The organism is Streptomyces sp. NPDC051172 (assembly GCF_040682555.1).
Taxonomy (GTDB): domain Bacteria; phylum Actinomycetota; class Actinomycetes; order Streptomycetales; family Streptomycetaceae; genus Streptomyces.
Genome location: NZ_JBFBBE010000112.1, coordinates 1 through 16,841, shown reverse-complemented (window position 1 = coordinate 16,841; position 16,841 = coordinate 1). Strand labels below are relative to the sequence as shown.

Here is a 16,841-nt window from a genome sequence, read left to right as displayed (position 1 = left end):
ATCGCCTCGACGATCATTAAGAGACCTCTCAGACAGCGTCCGTACGGTGCGAGGTATGGGAACCACCAAGACTGATGACGAGGCCCGCACGACCGAGGCCACCGAAGTGAAGCCCGACGAGGAGACGGTGGACGCCACCGCAGCCGAGGAGACCCCCGAGGAGGCGACCGCCGAGGCAGACCTTGTCGGGAGCGACGGCGGCGACCGGGAGCCCTCCGGCGTGGGCCAGGGTGCCGGGGCCGTCGTCTCCGCCGCGCTCGGCGTCATCTCGCTGACCGGCAGCTGGGTCGGCACCGTCGCCTCCGCGCGCCAGACGCTCGTCGGCCAGATGCACGCGCAGACCGCGCAGTCCTCCAATGTCGCCAAGCTGCTCAAGGAGGGCTACGGCGACGCCTGGAAGGCCACCGCGTTCTGGGGCGGCGCCTTCGCGCTCCTCGCGCTGATCGTCGGTGTCGTGGTGCTCGCCCGTCCCGCCTTCGGTGCTCCCGGCAAGCCGCAGCCGGCCTGGATCAAGTCGGTCGCCTGGGGCGGTGTCGCGCTCGGCGTCATCGGTCTGCTGCTGGCCGTCCTGAAGTACACCGACGTCCTGCTCGGCCTGCCGTCCACCGGCTGAACCACCACCGCATCACCGCAGGTCCTGAGGGGTCTTAGGGCATCCGTAAGCACCTTACGGAGCTCCTGAGGCCCCTCACGCACATCTAAGGCCCCCGGCGGGCCCGAAGATGCGGAACTCTCCCGATGTGGCGCACCCCCCTTGGAGACGAAGGTTGAGGCATCGCAGCAAGCGAAGCCCGAAAACCGCCGCTCACAAGGGACACACCATGTACGAGTACGAGATCTCCCAGTACCGCTCCGCCGAACTGATCCGCCAGGCCGAGCAGGAGCGGCTGGCCCGCGAGGTCGTCCGCGGCCGCCGTGCCGCCCGCCACGGGGCCACCCGCCATGCCGCCGAGGAGGAAAGCCATAGCCGGGGTCTTCGCCGGCTCCGGTCCGCCCGCGCGGCGTGAGCGCGGCAAGCGCCGGCCGGCCGCAACCAGTCCGTCCGGCGCTTGAGGACGAGGCTCCTTCAGGACCGGAGCGGGGGCCCGGGGGCGACAGCCCCCGGACGAAAACCGTTCCCACGCTGTCGGACCCTCATGCGATGCTCGGCGTCGTGGAGACCAGGTCCGTAAGCCCCGTGTTCGTCGGCCGAACAGAAGAACTCGACACCCTGAACGACGCCCTCGCCCAAGCCGCCGCAGGCACCCCCCAGGCCCTCCTGATCGGCGGCGAGGCCGGGGTCGGCAAGACCCGGCTGGTCGAGGAGTTCGCCACCGCGGCCTGCCGTGAGGGCGCCGTCGTCGCACTCGGCGGCTGTGTCGAGATCGGCGCCGACGGGCTGCCTTTCGCCCCCTTCTCCACCGCCCTGCGCGCCCTGCGCCGCGAACTGCCCGACCAGCTCGCCGCCGCGGCCGCCGGCCAGGAGGAGGAGCTCACCCGGCTCCTGCCCGAACTGGGCGAAGCCTCCGGAGGGCGGCACGACGAGGAGGGCATGGCCCGCCTCTTCGAACTCACCGCCCGCGTCCTGGAGCGCGTCGCCGCCGACCGGACCGTCGTCGTCGCCCTCGAAGACCTCCACTGGGCCGACGCCTCCACCCGCCACCTCCTCGCCTACCTCTTCTGCACCCTGCGCACCGGTCGCCTCGTCGTCCTCGCCACCTACCGCGCCGACGACATCCACCGCCGCCACCCGCTGCGCCCCCTGCTCGCGGAACTCGACCGGCTGCGCACCGTCCGCCGCGTCGAACTCGGCCGCTTCAACCGGGAGGAGGTCGGCCGCCAGATCGCCGGCATCCTCGCCGCCGAACCGGACCCCACCCAGGTCGACGACATCTTCGAACGCTCCGACGGCAACGCCTTCTTCGTCGAGGAACTCGCCGTCTGCGCCAGCGAGGGCTGCGGCACCGGCCTCACCGACTCCCTCCGCGACCTGCTCCTGGTCCGCGTCGAGGGCCTGCCCGAGATCGCCCAGCGGGTCGCCCGGATCGTCGCCGAGGGCGGCTCCACCGTCGAGTACCCGCTGCTCGCCGCCGTCGCCCAGCTCGCCGAGGACGACCTCATCGAAGCGCTGCGGGCCGCCGTGAACGCCAACATCCTGCTGGCCACCCCCGCCGGCGACGGCTACCGCTTCCGCCACTCCCTGGTCCGCGAGGCGGTCAGCGACGATCTGCTGCCCGGCGAGCGCTCCCGCCTCAACCGCCGCTACGCCGAGGCCCTGGAGGCCGACCCGGCGCTCGTCCCCGCCGACCAGCGCGTCATGCGCCTGGCCAGCTACTGGTACCACGCCCACAGTGCGGCCAAGGCCCTCCCCGCCGTCCTGGACGCCTCCGTCGAGGCCCGCTGCCGCCACGCCTACAGCGAGCAACTGCGGCTCCTGGAACGGGCGATGGAGCTGTGGGACACCGCCCCCGAGGACGTACGGGACCGGCTGCGCCCCATCGACTACACCGAGGTCTACCCTCCCCCACTGCCCGAAAGGCGTGGGGGGACCCCCAGCGGCTGCGACCCGGCCACCACACCCCTGCGCTATCTGGACCTGATGGCCGAGGCCGCGGTCGCCGGCCGGCTGTCCGGGGAACGCGAACGCGCCCTGAAGATCACCAAGCGGGCCCTGCACCTGCTGGAGGACGAGGGCGACCCCCTGCGCGCCGCCTGGTTCTGGGTGCAGCGCTCCCGTCTCGTGCAGGCCCTGGCCCGCGGCGACGGCTGGAAGGAACTCGGCACCGCCCAGGAGCTGGTCCGCGGCCTGCCGCCCTCCGAGGTCCACGCCGAGGTGCTCTCCACCGCCGCCGCCTGGTCGATGCTCCGCGAACCCGGCCCCGAGGCCCTCTCGTCGGCCGAGCGCGCCGTCGAGTACGCGCGCATGGTCGGCGCCCGCGAGATCGAGCTCAACGCCCGCCTCACCTACGGCGGCCTGATGGTCGACGCGGGTTCCGTCGAGGCGGGTCTCGCCGAGATGCACGAGGTCAAGGACCGGGCCCTGGAGGAGGGCGTCTCGTACGTCGCCGGTCGCGCCTACGTCAATCTGGCCGCCGAACTGGACGCGGTCGGCCGCACCCGGGAAGCCGTTGCCCTCCTCCAGGAAGGCCTCGTCTACACCAGGAGGTTCGGCCAACTGGACTCCGAGGCCTGGGTGTGGGCCAACCTCTCCGAGGCGCTCTACTCCCTGGGCCGCTGGGACGAGGCCGCCGACGCGGCGGCCGGCGCACTGCGCGTGGGACACGGCGCCAAGCCCCGGGGCAGCGGCGCCGGCTGTCTCGCGCACGTCGCCCTCGGCCGCGGCGACCTGCCCGAAGCAGCCCGCCAACTCGCCGCGGCCCGAAGCTACTTGGGCACGCACGATCCCATGCCTCAGCACACCCTCCCCCTCTCCCGCATCGAGATCGGCGTGGCCGCCGGCGAGGGCCGTCTCCTCGACGCGCGGGCCGAACTCGCCCGCGCCCTGGTCTGCGGCATCCCGCCCGGCACCCAGCGCTACGGCTGGCCGCTGCTGCTCGCCGCCGCCACCGCCGAGGCCGACGCCCAGGCCCTGCCCGCGGCGGCACAGGGCCGCGCCGACGCCCTCGAACGGCTCCGCGAGGCCGTCAAGAAGACCACCACCGACACCCCCATCTGGCTCGCCCACGAGCAGTGGGTCCGCGCCGAACTCGCCCGCGCCGAGGGCCGCGACACCACCGACACCTGGTCGGACGTGGTCACCTGTTTCGAAGCCCTGGACCGACCCTACGACCTCGCCCGCGTCCGCCACCGGCTGGCCGAGGCCCTTCTCGCCTCGGGCGGCGACGACGAGCGCGACCGCGCCACCGAACTGCTGCGCCTGGCCCACACGGTGGCCGAGCACCTCGGCGCCCGCCCCCTTGCCGACGCCGTCGTCCTGCTCGCCCAGCGGGCCCGCCTCGCCCTGAAGCGCTTCCCGGACCGGCGGCCCGCCGACCCTGCGGAGGCGCTCGGCCTCACCGGGCGGGAACGCGACGTCCTGCGCCTGGTCGCCGCCGGCCGCACCAACCGCCAGATAGCCGAGGAACTCTTCATCTCCCCGAAGACCGCCAGCGTCCATGTGTCGAACATTCTGGGCAAGCTCGGCGTCTCAGGAAGAGGAGAGGCGGCGGCGGTGGCGCATCGACGGGGACTCTTCCCGCCGGGGGACGGCGACCGGTTGATCGCCGGATGACTCGGCAGCTGGAGGGAAAGCGATGTTCAACGTCTTCGAGGAACTCTTCGCACCCGGCCGCAAACACACGCGCGACGAGAAGAAGAGGCTGGAACTGACCCGCGAGGACGTCGGCGACAACGACCCCGGACGCGGGCCGATAGACCTCGAGTCCGGGAAGGTCGTCGTACGACCGCCCCGGCAGGAGGACGGCACGGACGCTGCTGAGGAGTGATCCTCAGCTCACCTGCAGCTCCAGTATTCGGTCGTCGCCGGACTTCGGGTCTCCTCGGCCGTCCGTGTTGCTCGTCGTCAGCCACAGCTTGTCGCCGCCGGCCGGGACCACGGTCCGAAGGCGGCCGTACTTGCCCTGCAGAAAGGGCTGCGGACCGGCCGAGGCCGCCGTGCCCTTCAGGGGGATGCGCCACAGGCGTTGGCCCTTCAGCCCCGCCATCCAGATCGAACCCTCGGCGTAGGCGATGCCGCTGGGGGAGGCGTCGTCCGTGTGCCACTGAGCCAGCGGGTTGTGGTACTCGAGGTCGGACGACCTGCCCTCGGCGTCCGGCCAGCCGTAGTTGTCGCCCGGCTTGATCGCGTTCAGCTCGTCCCAGGTGTCCTGGCCGAACTCCGAGGCGAACAGGCGCTGTTCGGGGTCCCAGGCCAGGCCCTGGACGTTGCGGTGACCGTAGGTGTAGACGGGGGAGTCCGGGAAGGGGTTGCCGGGAGCCGGGGCGCCGTCCGGGGTGAGACGGAGGATCTTGCCGCCCAGGGACTTCTTGTCCTGGGCCAGGCCCCGGTTTCCGCTCTCGCCGGTGCCTGCGTACAGCATCCTGTCCGGGCCGAAGGCGATCCGGCCGCCGTTGTGGATGCGGCCCTTGGGGATGCCCTTGAAGATCGTGTCCGGTGCGCCCAGCTGTTCACCGGCCGGCTTCTTCGCGTCGTACAGCAGGCGGACGATGCGGTTGTCCGAGGCCGAGGTGAAGTACGCGTAGATCATGCGGTCCGCGGTGAAGTCCGGGGAGAGCGCGATGCCGAGGAGGCCGCCCTCTCCGGCGGGGGACACCCCGGACACCTTGCCCAGCTCGGTCTTCCTGCCGGTCCTCTCGTCGACCTTCGTGATCGTCCCCTCGTCCCGGGAGGAGACGAGCAGGCCCCCGCCGGGCAGCCGGGCGAGGCCCCACGGGGTCTTCAGGCCCGTGGCGACCGTGCGCAGCACCTTGACGGAGCCCTTGGCGGGCGGGGCCTGTTCGGCCGCTTGCCGCGAAGGGGACGAGTTCGCAGCGCCCGGCCTTGTTCTGTCACCGCCGCCCCCGGAGCCTCCGCCGGAGGAACAGCCCGCCGTCAGCAGGAGCGCGGTCGTGGCCAGCAGGGCCGGCACAGCTCGTCGTAGCACGATCCTGGTCCCTTCGGGCGGCGGTCCAGCGGCAGCTTCTCCTTGTCCTGCACCGCCCGCGTCTCACAGGTTCCCAGTCCATGAATCCCGAATCTCCGCCGTCGCGGCCACCCGCCCGGTTTCGGTCTCCCGACCGCGGCCCCTCAGTCCCAGGACCCCCGCGCCCCCGGCAGTCCCGCCACCTCGGCGAGGTCCTCCGGGGTCAGGCGGAGGGCCGCGGACGCGGCGTTCTCCGTTGCCCAGTGCTCGTGTTTGGTGCCCGGGACCGGCACCACGTGCCGTCCCTGGGCCAGCACCCAGGCCAGGGCCACCTGGGCGGGCGTGACCTCGTCGCCGTGCCGGGCCGCGATCCGGCGCAGGCCGGCCACGATCGGCTGGTTCGCGGCCATCATCTCCGCGGTGAAACGGGGGTGACGGGCCCGCACGTCGTCCGGTTCGAACCCCTGGCCGGGGGTGAGCGTGCCGGTCAGGAAGCCGTTGCCGAGCGGCATCGCGGCCAGCAGGCCGACGTCACGCGCCTCGCACCACGGCAGCAGCGATTCCAGCGCCTCCGGCGACCACACCGACAGCTCGGCCTCCACCGCGCTCACCGGGAAGACCTGCTGGACGCGCTGGAGTTGCCTGATCGTCGCGTCGTGCAGTCGGCCGCCGGAGCGCCGGCCGCCGCGGGCGCCCACCGCGCACAACCCCAACGCCCTTACCTTTCCGGCCTGGACGAGCTCCGCCATCGCGCCCCACGTCTCCTCCACCGGGACCTCCGGATCCTCGCGGTGCAGCTGGTAGAGGTCGATGACATCCGTCTGCAGACGCCTCAGGGACGCGTCGCAGGCGCGCTTCACATAGCCGGGGCGGCCGTTGGCCACGATGTGCTGCTCGCCCACCAGCAGGCCGACCTTCGTCGACACGAAGGCGTCCTGGCGGCGCTCCTTCAACACCCGCCCCACCAACAGCTCGTTGGTGAACGGGCCGTACATGTCGGCCGTGTCCAGGAGCGTCGAGCCCGCGTCCAGCGCCCGGTGCACCGTCCTGAGCGACGCGTCGCCCCGCTGCCGCGACCCGCTGTACGCCCAGCTCATCGGCATGCACCCGAGTCCGACGGCCCCCACCGCGAGTGCCCCCGCGCCGATCGTCCTGCGCTCCACCTGCTCGTGACCCTCCCTCTCCTGGCCCCCCAACCTAACCTCTGCGCTCCCATGAACCTGACATAGCCTCCTGACATGACAGCTGACGTGTGGCTTTCCATCCCGCCCGACACCATCGAGGGGCTTCCCGAAGGCCCCAACTACCGCTTCTGGGACGGCGCCGACGACTTCCCCGCGGATCCCGCCGACTGCGTCTTCTACGTCGTCCCCTACATGAAGCCCGGTGATGTGGGCGTACGTCCGCTGCCCACGTTGAGCGGTGTGCAGGTCGTACAGACCCTGACGGCCGGAATCGACAGCCTGGAGCCGGGGCTGAAACACCTGCGTCCCGGCGTACAGGTGTGCAACGCGCGCGGGGTGCACGAGGCGAGCACCGCGGAGCTCGCGCTGACGCTGATCCTCGCTTCGCTGCGCGGCGTTCCCGACTTCGTGCGCGCCCAGGGCCGCGGGGAGTGGCTCGGCGGTGTCCGGCCCGCGCTGGCCGACAAGAACGTCCTCATCGTCGGGTACGGCTCGATCGGATCCGCCATCGAGGACCGGCTCGTTCCTTTCGAGGTGGCGCGGGTGGCGCGCGTCGCGCGCTCTGAGCGCACCACGGCGCGCGGCCCGGTGCATCCGCTCACCGATCTGCCCGCCCTGCTGCCGGAAGCGGATGTCGTCGTCCTCGTCACGCCTCTCACCGGGACCACCCGCGGCCTGGCCGGCGCCGACTTCCTCGCGCGCATGAAGGACGGCGCACTCCTCGTGAACGTCTCCCGCGGCCCCGTCGTCGACACCAAGGCCCTGCTCGCCGAAGTGGAGACCGGCCGCATCACCGCAGCCCTCGACGTCACGGACCCGGAGCCGCTGCCCCGCGAACACCCCCTGTGGCGCGCGCCAGGCGTCCTGATCAGCCCCCATGTCGGCGGCCCCACGTCGGCGTTCCTGCCGCGCGCCAAGCGACTGCTGGTGGACCAGTTGACCCGGTTCGTGAACCGGGAGCCGCTGCGCAACGTGATCCTTACGACAGGCGCAGACGGCGCGTGACCCCGACGACTTGAGCATCCCGTGCGCGCCCCGCGCGACGGGTGCAACGGGCGTGTAATCCGCTTCCGGTACCCTCCGCAACCTTGCGGACGCGGTCCGTGCTCATGTTCCCGCTGGTCGTCACGGAGCGTAGAGGAACTATGTCCCTGAGTGACGAGACTGGTGTATCGTCCCGAGCAGGGGCTGCGCCGCACCGTTCGGCGCTGGGGATGGAAATTCAGACTGTGAGGGGGGCGACGGGCGATGCACGGCCTATGGGCGAGCGATCCGACGCGACGGGGCCGCCGGAGGCGACTCTGGCGTACGGCCGCGCGCAGACGCGGTCACCACGGCAGTCACGGCTGCCGTCACAGCCATCACCACCGCAGGCACGGTCGCCGGGGGCATGCGCACCCAGCGCACCGGGAGCCGCGGGACCTGGGAGCGATGCGGACCGGGTGGGCCCGGTGAGTTCGCCCCCGCCGCCCACGACCACCCTCGGCGCAGCAGTGCGGGTGCAGCCCTCGCCGGGGACGCTGGTGCCCCGTCCGCCGGCCGCCGGCCGCGGACCAGGTCTGGTCCCCCAACTCGTTCTGGCCCTGGTGTGCGCGGGATACGCCGTCGGTTCCGCGTTCGGCTGGGGTTCGGACGAACTCTCGCTGATCATGGGTGACTTCGGACTGAGCGCCGCGGCCGGCACCGCCGCCGTGTCGCTGTTCCTGTACGCCCGTAGCCGCCGTGTCCGCTTTCGCCCCGCCTGGCTGCTGTTCGCCCTCTCCTCGGCCATGGCCGCTCTGGGCAACGGGGTCTGGGGGTGGTACGAGGTCGTCCTGGGGGAGCAGGTGCCCACTCCCAGCTATGCCGACCTGTTCTTCCTGTGCTTCGCGCCGCCCGCAATCGTGGGGCTCCTGGTGCTCGCCAAGCGGCCGGTGACCAAGGCCGGCTGGGTGTGCCTCGCGCTCGACGCCTGGCTGATCGGCGGCTCGCTGCTCACGCTGTCGTGGAGCCTCGCGCTCGCCCAGGCGGCCAAGTTCGACGGGCCGAGCGTCGCGCACACCGCGCTGTCGCTCGCCTATCCGCTGCTGGACATCGCGCTGGTCAGCATGGTGCTCGCGCTGCACTTCAGGCGCTCCGCGGTGAACCGCACGGCGGTCAACACCGCCATCGGCGCGCTGGCGCTGACGGTGATGTGCGACGCCCTGTTCACCTCGCCGCTGCTGCACAACAGCTACCACTCGGGCCAGTTGCTCGACGCGGGCTGGTTCGCCGGCTCCCTGCTCCTCGCGTACGCCCCCTGGGCCGCGCCCCGGCAGGGCCGGCAGCCCGAGGCGGACCGCTGCGACCTCGACGGGCACACGCGCGTGGTGCACGAACACGTGCCGGGCCAGCGGGGCGGCGCGCACCAGCACCACCCGGCACCGCAGGGAGATGACCACAGCCGGTATCCGGCCGCCCGGCCCATCGCCGGCTCCCTGGCCGCACTCACGCCCTACCTCGCGGCAGCCGTGTGCACCCTCGGGATCCTCTACACCGTCCTGAACGGCCACCGGGTCGACCGCGTGGTGCTCCTCACCGGCGGCACGGTCGTGCTCGCCCTCGTGGTGCGCCAGGGCATCATGCTGCTCGACAACATCACCCTCACCCAGGAACTGGCCCAGAAGGAGAACCACTTCCGCTCCCTGGTGCAGGGCTCAAGCGACGTCATCATGATCGCCGCGCCCAACGGCATCCTCCGCTACGTCTCCCCGGCCGCCGCCGGGGTCTACGGACGGCCCGCCGAGGACCTCGTGGGTACGGAACTGGCTGATCTCATCCACCCGGAGGACCTGGGCTGCGTGGTGCACGAGGTGCGCCGCTTCCTCGCCGCCAGCCCGCTCGAGGAACCCACTACGCGCATCGAGTGCCGCTTCCGGTCCGGCGAGGGCGGCTGGCTCAATGTCGAGTCGACCGTCAATCGCCACCACGGCGGCCTCATCTTCAACAGCCGGGACGTGACCGAAAGAGTGCGCCTGCAGGCCCAGCTGCAGCACAACGCCGAGCACGACCCGCTCACCGACCTGCCCAACCGCGCCCTGTTCACCAAGCGCGTCCAGCAGGCCCTGTCCGGCCGCCGGGCCGCCGACCGGGTGTCCCTGCGCGGCACGGCCGTCCTCTTCATCGACCTCGACGGCTTCAAGGCCGTCAACGACACGATCGGGCACCAGGCCGGGGACGAACTGCTCGTCCAGGCCGCCCGCAGACTCCAGGACGCGGTACGGCACGGAGACACCGCCTCCCGGCTCGGCGGCGACGAGTTCGCGGCCCTGATCGCGGGGGACGGCACCCGGGACCGCTCCGCGCGCGAACGGCACATCCTGGAGCTCGCCGACCGCCTCAGGATCACGCTCTCGCAGCCGTACCTCATCGACGGCAACGATGTCCGGGTGGCGGCCTCCATCGGCGTCGCCTTCGCCGAGCCCGGCCTCGGCGCGGGCGAGCTGCTGCGCAACGCCGACCTCGCCATGTACCGCGCCAAGGCGGCCGGCAAGGGCCGCGTCGAGCTGTACGCCCCGCAGATGCAGCAGGACGTCGTACGCAAGGCGGAGCTGGCCACGCGGCTGCGTGCCGCCCTGCACGACGGCGAGTTCGCGCTGCTGCACCAGCCCGTGGTCTGTCTGGAGGACGGCCGGATCACGTCGGTCGAGGCCCAGGCGCGCTGGCGGTCCTCGCAGGGGGTGCTGTTCACTCCCGCCGAGTTCCTGCGGGTCGCCGAGGACAGCGACAAGACCGCCGAGCTCGGCCGCTGGATGCTGGAGGAGGCCGTGGAACAGGCCGCCGAGCGCACCGGCACAGGTCTGTCCGTGCCCGTCGCGGTTCCGATGAGCGCCCGGCGGCTGCTCGACCGCTCGATGCCGCTCGGCTCGATCGAGGCCCTGCTGACCCGGCACGGACTGCCCTCCGGGTCGCTGGTGATCGAGCTGACCGACACCGACCCCCGGGTCTCCCTGGACGAACTGGAGCGACGCCTGAGCGCCCTGCGCAGACTCGGCGTCCGGATCGCCCTGGACGGCTTCGGCAGTGGCTACGCGGCGATCACGGCACTGCGCAGACTCCCCGTCGACGTGCTGAAACTCGACCGCACCCTGGTCGAGGGCGTCGTCGAGTCCGCGCGACTGCACAAGATCACCAGTGGGCTGCTGCGGATCGCGACCGACCTCGGGCTGCAGTCCGTGGCCGACGGCGTGGACCTGCCCGAACAGGTCGTGGCGCTGCGCGCGATGGGGTGCACGCACGGGCAGGGCATGGCGTTCTCCGGTCCGCTGGACGAGTACCGGGTGCGCAGGGCGCTGGCTTCCGGCCACTATCCGGTGCCGCACGGGCCGATCGAGCCCGCGTTCGCGGGAGGTGGTTCAGGGGTGTACACAAGTGGTGTGCCCGCCGTTCTGGGAGGCGGAAGTGCCCTCCGCTCACATAATGAGACTCCCGTCCCACCCACTTGACACGTGGTGCGTGCCGGGGGGAGGGTCTGTGCCATGCGCACCCGAATTCTCGTACTTGGAAAGCGCGTCGGCTGAGCTGGTGATGTCCGGACCGACCCGGACTCCCAGCGACCACACCCGGCGCGCTCCCCTCGCTTGCCTTACGGCACGAGGGGTTTTTTGTTGCACAGGCACCAGTCGTGCAGCGCTTGAACACCGCACAAACCTCGCAAAAACCCTCAGCATCGAGAAGAGACTGACGATGACCGAGCAGGCCACCGGGGCCCATCCGCAGCCGCGGCCCCGATCCGGAGGACAGCAGTCCGCACCCGAGCACGTCACGGGTGCGAAGTCCCTCATCCGCTCTCTCGAGGAGGTCGGGGCCGACACGGTATTCGGCATTCCCGGTGGTGCGATCCTTCCCGCGTACGACCCGATGATGGACTCCACGCGGGTGCGCCACGTCCTGGTCCGCCACGAGCAGGGCGCCGGACACGCGGCGACGGGTTACGCGCAGGCCACCGGCAAGGTCGGCGTCTGCATGGCGACCTCCGGCCCCGGCGCCACCAACCTGGTGACCCCGATCGCCGACGCGCACATGGACTCGGTGCCGCTCGTGGCGATCACCGGTCAGGTCGCGTCCAAGGCGATCGGCACGGACGCCTTCCAGGAGGCGGACATCGTCGGCATCACCATGCCGATCACCAAGCACAACTTCCTGGTCACCAAGGCCGAGGACATCCCGCGGGTGATCGCGCAGGCCTTCCACATCGCCTCCACCGGCCGCCCCGGCCCGGTGCTGGTCGACATCGCGAAGGACGCGCTGCAGGCGCAGACGACCTTCTCCTGGCCGCCCGTCATGGACCTGCCCGGCTACCGCCCGGTGACCAAGCCGCACGCCAAGCAGATCCGCGAGGCCGCGAAGCTGATCACCTCCGCGAAGCGGCCCGTCCTCTACGTCGGCGGCGGTGTCATCAAGGCACACGCCACCGCCGAGCTCAAGGTTCTCGCCGAGCTCACCGGAGCGCCCGTCACCACCACCCTGATGGCGCTCGGCGCATTCCCCGACAGCCACCCGCTGCACGTGGGAATGCCGGGCATGCACGGTGCGGTCACCGCCGTCACCGCGCTGCAGAAGGCCGACCTGATCGTCGCCCTCGGAGCCCGCTTCGACGACCGCGTCACCGGCAAGCTGGACAGCTTCGCCCCGTACGCCAAGATCGTCCACGCCGATATCGACCCGGCCGAGATCGGCAAGAACCGCGCCGCGGACGTGCCGATCGTCGGGGACGCCCGCGAGGTCCTCGCCGACCTGATCCAGGCCGTCCAGAAGGAGCACAGCGAGGGCCAGCAGGGCGAGGCCGCCAGGTCGAGGTATGCAGCCTGGTGGAAGGACCTCAACCGCTGGCGCGAGACCTACCCGCTGGGCTACGAGCACCCCGAGAACGGCCAGCTGTCGCCGCAGCAGGTCATCGAGCGCGTCGGGCAGCTCGCCCCCGAGGGCACGATCTTCGCCGCGGGCGTGGGCCAGCACCAGATGTGGGCCGCGCACTACATCCAGTACGAGAAGCCCGCGACCTGGCTGAACTCCGGCGGCGCCGGAACGATGGGCTACGCCGTCCCGGCCGCGATGGGCGCCAAGGCCGGCGCCCCGGACCAGACGGTCTGGGCGATCGACGGCGACGGCTGCTTCCAGATGACCAATCAGGAGCTCACCACCTGCGCCCTGAACAACATCCCGATCAAGGTCGCCATCATCAACAACGGCGCCCTCGGGATGGTCCGCCAGTGGCAGACCCTCTTCTACAACCAGCGCTACTCCAACACCGTGCTGCACTCCGGCCCCGAGGCCGACGGCAAGCAGCCCAGCGCCGGCACCCGCGTCCCCGACTTCGTGAAGCTGTCGGAGGCCATGGGCTGCTACGCGATCCGCTGCGAGGACCCGGCCGACCTCGACAAGGTCATCGAAGAGGCGAACTCCATCAACGACCGCCCCGTCGTCGTCGACTTCATCGTCCACGAGGACGCGATGGTGTGGCCGATGGTCGCCGCCGGCACCTCGAACGACACCATCATGGCCGCCCGGGACGTCCGCCCCGACTTCGGCGACAACGAAGACGACTGAGCCAGAGAGACGTAAACAGACCATGTCCAAGCACACGCTCTCCGTCCTGGTGGAGAACACCCCGGGCATCCTGGCCCGGATCGCCGCACTGTTCTCCCGCCGCGGCTTCAACATCGACTCGCTCGCGGTCGGCGTCACCGAGCACCCCGACATCTCCCGCATCACCATCGTCGTGGGCGTCGAGGACCTGCCGCTCGAGCAGGTGACCAAGCAGCTCAACAAGCTCGTCAACGTGCTGAAGATCGTCGAGCTGGAGCCTTCGCAGGCCGTTCAGCGCGAACTCGTCCTGGTGAAGGTGCGCGCCGACAACGAGACGCGCTCCCAGATCGTCGAGATCGTCCAGCTCTTCCGCGCCAAGACCGTCGACGTCTCCCCGGAGGCCGTCACGATCGAGGCCACCGGCAGCAGCGAGAAGCTGTCCGCCATGCTGAAGATGCTGGAGCCGTACGGCATCAAGGAACTCGTCCAGTCCGGCACGATCGCGATCGGCCGGGGCGCCCGTTCCATCACGGACCGGTCGCTGCGCGCTCTCGACCGGTCGGCGTAACGACGGATTGGGGCGGCCGGGTGACACCGGCCGCCCGTATTCCGAGACCCCGAAACGTCACTTCCGCCCGCCGTCATACGGTGGGACGCAACACCTGCACTCAAGGAGAGAACCCAAAGTGGCCGAGCTGTTCTACGACGCCGACGCCGACCTGTCCATCATCCAGGGCCGCAAGGTCGCGGTCATCGGTTACGGCAGCCAGGGCCACGCCCACGCGCTGTCGCTCCGTGACTCGGGTGTCGACGTCCGTGTCGGTCTGCACGAGGGCTCCAAGTCCAAGGCGAAGGCCGAGGAGCAGGGCCTGCGCGTGGTGACGCCGTCCGAGGCCGCCGCCGAGGCCGACGTCATCATGATCCTGGTGCCGGACCCGATCCAGGCCCAGGTCTACGAGGAGTCCATCAAGGACAACCTCAAGGACGGCGACGCGCTGTTCTTCGGCCACGGCCTGAACATCCGCTTCGACTTCATCAAGCCCCCGGCGAACGTCGACGTGTGCATGGTCGCCCCCAAGGGCCCGGGTCACCTGGTGCGCCGTCAGTACGAGGAGGGCCGCGGCGTCCCGTGCATCGCGGCCGTCGAGCAGGACGCGACCGGCAACGCCTTCGCGCTCGCGCTGTCGTACGCCAAGGGCATCGGCGGCACCCGCGCCGGCGTCATCAAGACGACGTTCACCGAGGAGACCGAGACCGACCTCTTCGGCGAGCAGGCCGTTCTCTGCGGTGGTACGGCAGCGCTGGTCAAGGCCGGTTTCGAGACGCTGACCGAGGCGGGCTACCAGCCGGAGATCGCGTACTTCGAGTGCCTGCACGAGCTGAAGCTGATCGTGGACCTCATGTACGAGGGCGGCCTGGAGAAGATGCGCTGGTCGATCTCCGAGACCGCCGAGTGGGGCGACTACGTCACCGGCCCGCGGATCATCACCGACGCCACCAAGGCCGAGATGAAGAAGGTCCTCGCCGAGATCCAGGACGGCACCTTCGCCCGTGAGTGGATGGCCGAGTACCACGGCGGTCTGAAGAAGTACAACGAGTACAAGACGGCCGACTCCGAGCACCTGCTGGAGACCACCGGCAAGCAGCTGCGCAAGCTGATGAGCTGGGTCGACGAGGAGGCGTAGGCCTCATGGCGACGGGGCCGGAGCGGATCGCTCCGGCCCCGTTGTCCAGCCCGTCGAATCACGGACGGGTGATCCTTCCGCAGAGGCGCAGGACGACCAGCGCCGCGCCACTACACTGCCGTACTACATACGCGTCAGGCCCACAGCGTCGTGCGTCTTCCACGCGGCTAGCAAACCTCCACCGCCTGCGGCCGTCGGGACGGCCGTCCGCATTGGACTTGTGAGGACTCACGTGAGCTCGAAACCCGTCGTACTCATCGCTGAAGAGCTGTCGCCCGCGACTGTGGACGCGCTTGGCCCTGACTTCGAGATCCGGCACTGCAACGGAGCGGACCGAGCCGAACTGCTCCCCGCCATCGCCGACGTCGACGCGATCCTGATCCGCTCCGCCACCAAGGTGGACGCCGAGGCGATCGCCGCCGCGAACAAGCTGAAGGTCGTCGCACGAGCCGGCGTCGGCCTGGACAACGTCGACGTCTCCGCCGCCACCAAGGCCGGCGTGATGGTCGTCAACGCCCCCACCTCGAACATCGTGACCGCCGCCGAGCTGGCCTGTGGTCTCATCGTCGCCACCGCCCGCCACATCCCGCAGGCCAACGCCGCGCTGAAGAACGGCGAGTGGAAGCGCAGCAAGTACACGGGCGTCGAGCTCGCCGAGAAGACCCTCGGTGTCGTCGGTCTCGGCCGGATCGGTGCGCTGGTCGCCCAGCGCATGTCCGGCTTCGGCATGAAGGTCGTCGCCTACGACCCGTACATCCAGCCCGCGCGCGCCGCGCAGATGGGCGTCAAGGTGCTGTCGCTGGACGAGCTGCTCGAGGTCTCCGACTTCATCACCGTCCACCTGCCCAAGACCCCCGAGACCGTCGGCCTCATCGGCGACGAGGCGCTGCGCAAGGTCAAGCCGAGCGTGCGGATCGTCAACGCCGCGCGCGGTGGGATCGTCGACGAGGAGGCGTTGTACTCCGCCCTCAAGGAGGGCCGGGTCGCCGGTGCCGGTCTCGACGTGTACGCGAAGGAGCCCTGCACGGACTCCCCGCTGTTCGAGTTCGACCAGGTCGTCGCCACCCCGCACCTGGGTGCCTCCACCGACGAGGCGCAGGAGAAGGCCGGTATCGCCGTCGCCCGCTCGGTGCGCCTCGCGCTCGCCGGTGAGCTCGTGCCGGACGCGGTGAACGTGCAGGGCGGTGTCATCGCCGAGGACGTCAAGCCGGGCCTTCCGCTCGCCGAGCGCCTCGGCCGGATCTTCACCGCGCTCGCCGGTGAGGTCGCGGTCCGCCTCGACGTCGAGGTGTACGGCGAGATCACCCAGCACGACGTGAAGGTGCTGGAGCTGTCCGCCCTCAAGGGCGTCTTCGAGGACGTCGTCGACGAGACGGTGTCGTACGTCAACGCCCCGCTGTTCGCGCAGGAGCGCGGCGTCGAGGTGCGGCTGACCACCAGCTCGGAGGCGACCGACCACCGCAACGTCGTCACCGTGCGCGGCACGCTCTCGGGCGGCGACGAGGTGTCGGTCTCGGGCACGCTGGCCGGCCCGAAGCACCTGCAGAAGATCGTGGCCGTGGGCGAGTACGACGTCGACCTCGCCCTTGCCGACCACATGGTCGTGCTGCGGTACGAGGACCGTCCCGGTGTCGTCGGCACGGTGGGCCGCATCTTCGGCGAGGCGGGGATCAACATCGCTGGTATGCAGGTCTCGCGGGCCGTGGCCGGTGGCGAGGCGCTGGCCGTGCTGACCGTCGACGACACGGTGCCCCCCGCGGTGCTGGTCGAGGTCGAGGCGGAGATCGGGGCGACGTTCGCCCGTTCCGTGAACCTGGTCTGACGGATCGCAAGGCGAAGGGGCCGAGCCGACGTGAGTCGGCTCG

At 70.9% G+C, this 16,841-nt stretch carries 12 protein-coding genes; 10 read left to right on the top strand and 2 right to left on the bottom strand.

Annotation, left to right across the window (positions count from 1 at the left end; translation table 11 throughout):
• Positions 1–55: 55 nt before the first annotated feature.
• From AB0N07_RS40555 to AB0N07_RS40540, 4 genes are all read left to right on the top strand, one after another.
• Positions 56–613 (top strand): hypothetical protein, encoded by a 558-nt coding sequence (locus AB0N07_RS40555; protein WP_365844120.1) that lies wholly within the window; start codon positions 56–58, stop codon positions 611–613.
• 208 nt (positions 614–821) lie between these two features.
• A complete protein-coding gene (locus AB0N07_RS40550) occupies positions 822–1,007 on the top strand; it encodes a hypothetical protein (protein WP_365844118.1) in 186 nt (61 codons plus the stop codon).
• 134 nt (positions 1,008–1,141) lie between these two features.
• On the top strand, positions 1,142–4,210 hold the full coding sequence (locus tag AB0N07_RS40545) for an AAA family ATPase (protein WP_365844116.1): 3,069 nt from the start codon (positions 1,142–1,144) through the stop codon (positions 4,208–4,210).
• Between the two features lie 22 nt (positions 4,211–4,232).
• Positions 4,233–4,424, top strand: coding sequence for a DUF6191 domain-containing protein (locus AB0N07_RS40540; RefSeq protein WP_365844114.1), 192 nt, complete (start codon positions 4,233–4,235; stop codon positions 4,422–4,424).
• A gap of 3 nt (positions 4,425–4,427) precedes the next feature.
• Here AB0N07_RS40540 and AB0N07_RS40535 read toward each other — a convergent pair whose 3' ends face one another.
• Both AB0N07_RS40535 and AB0N07_RS40530 read right to left on the bottom strand, forming a co-directional pair.
• Entirely contained in the window at positions 4,428–5,567 is a 1,140-nt protein-coding gene (locus AB0N07_RS40535) for a PQQ-dependent sugar dehydrogenase (RefSeq protein WP_365844138.1), read from the bottom strand.
• Between the two features lie 158 nt (positions 5,568–5,725).
• Positions 5,726–6,724 (bottom strand): aldo/keto reductase, encoded by a 999-nt coding sequence (locus AB0N07_RS40530; RefSeq protein ID WP_365844112.1) that lies wholly within the window; start codon positions 6,722–6,724, stop codon positions 5,726–5,728.
• Positions 6,725–6,799: 75 nt separating this feature from the next.
• On the opposite strand from AB0N07_RS40530, the gene AB0N07_RS40525 reads away from it, so the two are divergent.
• The 6 genes from AB0N07_RS40525 (at position 6,800) to serA (ending at position 16,798) form a co-directional block, all read left to right on the top strand.
• The gene (locus AB0N07_RS40525; protein WP_365844110.1) at positions 6,800–7,750 is read left to right on the top strand and encodes a 2-hydroxyacid dehydrogenase; all 951 of its coding nucleotides are present in this window, start codon (positions 6,800–6,802) and stop codon (positions 7,748–7,750) included.
• A gap of 446 nt (positions 7,751–8,196) precedes the next feature.
• Positions 8,197–11,208 (top strand): EAL domain-containing protein, encoded by a 3,012-nt coding sequence (locus AB0N07_RS40520; protein ID WP_365844108.1) that lies wholly within the window; start codon positions 8,197–8,199, stop codon positions 11,206–11,208.
• A gap of 241 nt (positions 11,209–11,449) precedes the next feature.
• On the top strand, positions 11,450–13,312 hold the full coding sequence (locus AB0N07_RS40515; RefSeq protein ID WP_365844106.1) for an acetolactate synthase large subunit: 1,863 nt from the start codon (positions 11,450–11,452) through the stop codon (positions 13,310–13,312).
• A 22-nt stretch (positions 13,313–13,334) separates the two neighbouring features.
• Positions 13,335–13,859 (top strand): acetolactate synthase small subunit, encoded by a 525-nt coding sequence (gene ilvN / locus AB0N07_RS40510; protein ID WP_030942875.1) that lies wholly within the window; start codon positions 13,335–13,337, stop codon positions 13,857–13,859.
• A gap of 118 nt (positions 13,860–13,977) precedes the next feature.
• On the top strand, positions 13,978–14,976 hold the full coding sequence (ilvC, locus tag AB0N07_RS40505) for a ketol-acid reductoisomerase (RefSeq protein WP_030942878.1): 999 nt from the start codon (positions 13,978–13,980) through the stop codon (positions 14,974–14,976).
• Between the two features lie 232 nt (positions 14,977–15,208).
• Positions 15,209–16,798: a phosphoglycerate dehydrogenase gene (serA, locus tag AB0N07_RS40500; protein ID WP_365844103.1), complete on the top strand. Its 1,590-nt coding sequence runs from the start codon at positions 15,209–15,211 to the stop codon at positions 16,796–16,798.
• Positions 16,799–16,841: the final 43 nt, after the last annotated feature.

Bases quoted from the DNA above. Each gene is read 5' to 3' on its own strand.
- AB0N07_RS40555 (WP_365844120.1), top strand. From the start codon at position 56: ATGGGAACCACCAAGACTGATGACGAGGCCCGCACGACCGAGGCCACC.
- AB0N07_RS40550 (WP_365844118.1), top strand. From the start codon at position 822: ATGTACGAGTACGAGATCTCCCAGTACCGCTCCGCCGAACTGATCCGC.
- AB0N07_RS40545 (WP_365844116.1), top strand. From the start codon at position 1,142: ATGCTCGGCGTCGTGGAGACCAGGTCCGTAAGCCCCGTGTTCGTCGGC.
- AB0N07_RS40540 (WP_365844114.1), top strand. From the start codon at position 4,233: ATGTTCAACGTCTTCGAGGAACTCTTCGCACCCGGCCGCAAACACACG.
- AB0N07_RS40525 (WP_365844110.1), top strand. From the start codon at position 6,800: ATGACAGCTGACGTGTGGCTTTCCATCCCGCCCGACACCATCGAGGGG.
- AB0N07_RS40515 (WP_365844106.1), top strand. From the start codon at position 11,450: ATGACCGAGCAGGCCACCGGGGCCCATCCGCAGCCGCGGCCCCGATCC.
- ilvN (WP_030942875.1), top strand. From the start codon at position 13,335: ATGTCCAAGCACACGCTCTCCGTCCTGGTGGAGAACACCCCGGGCATC.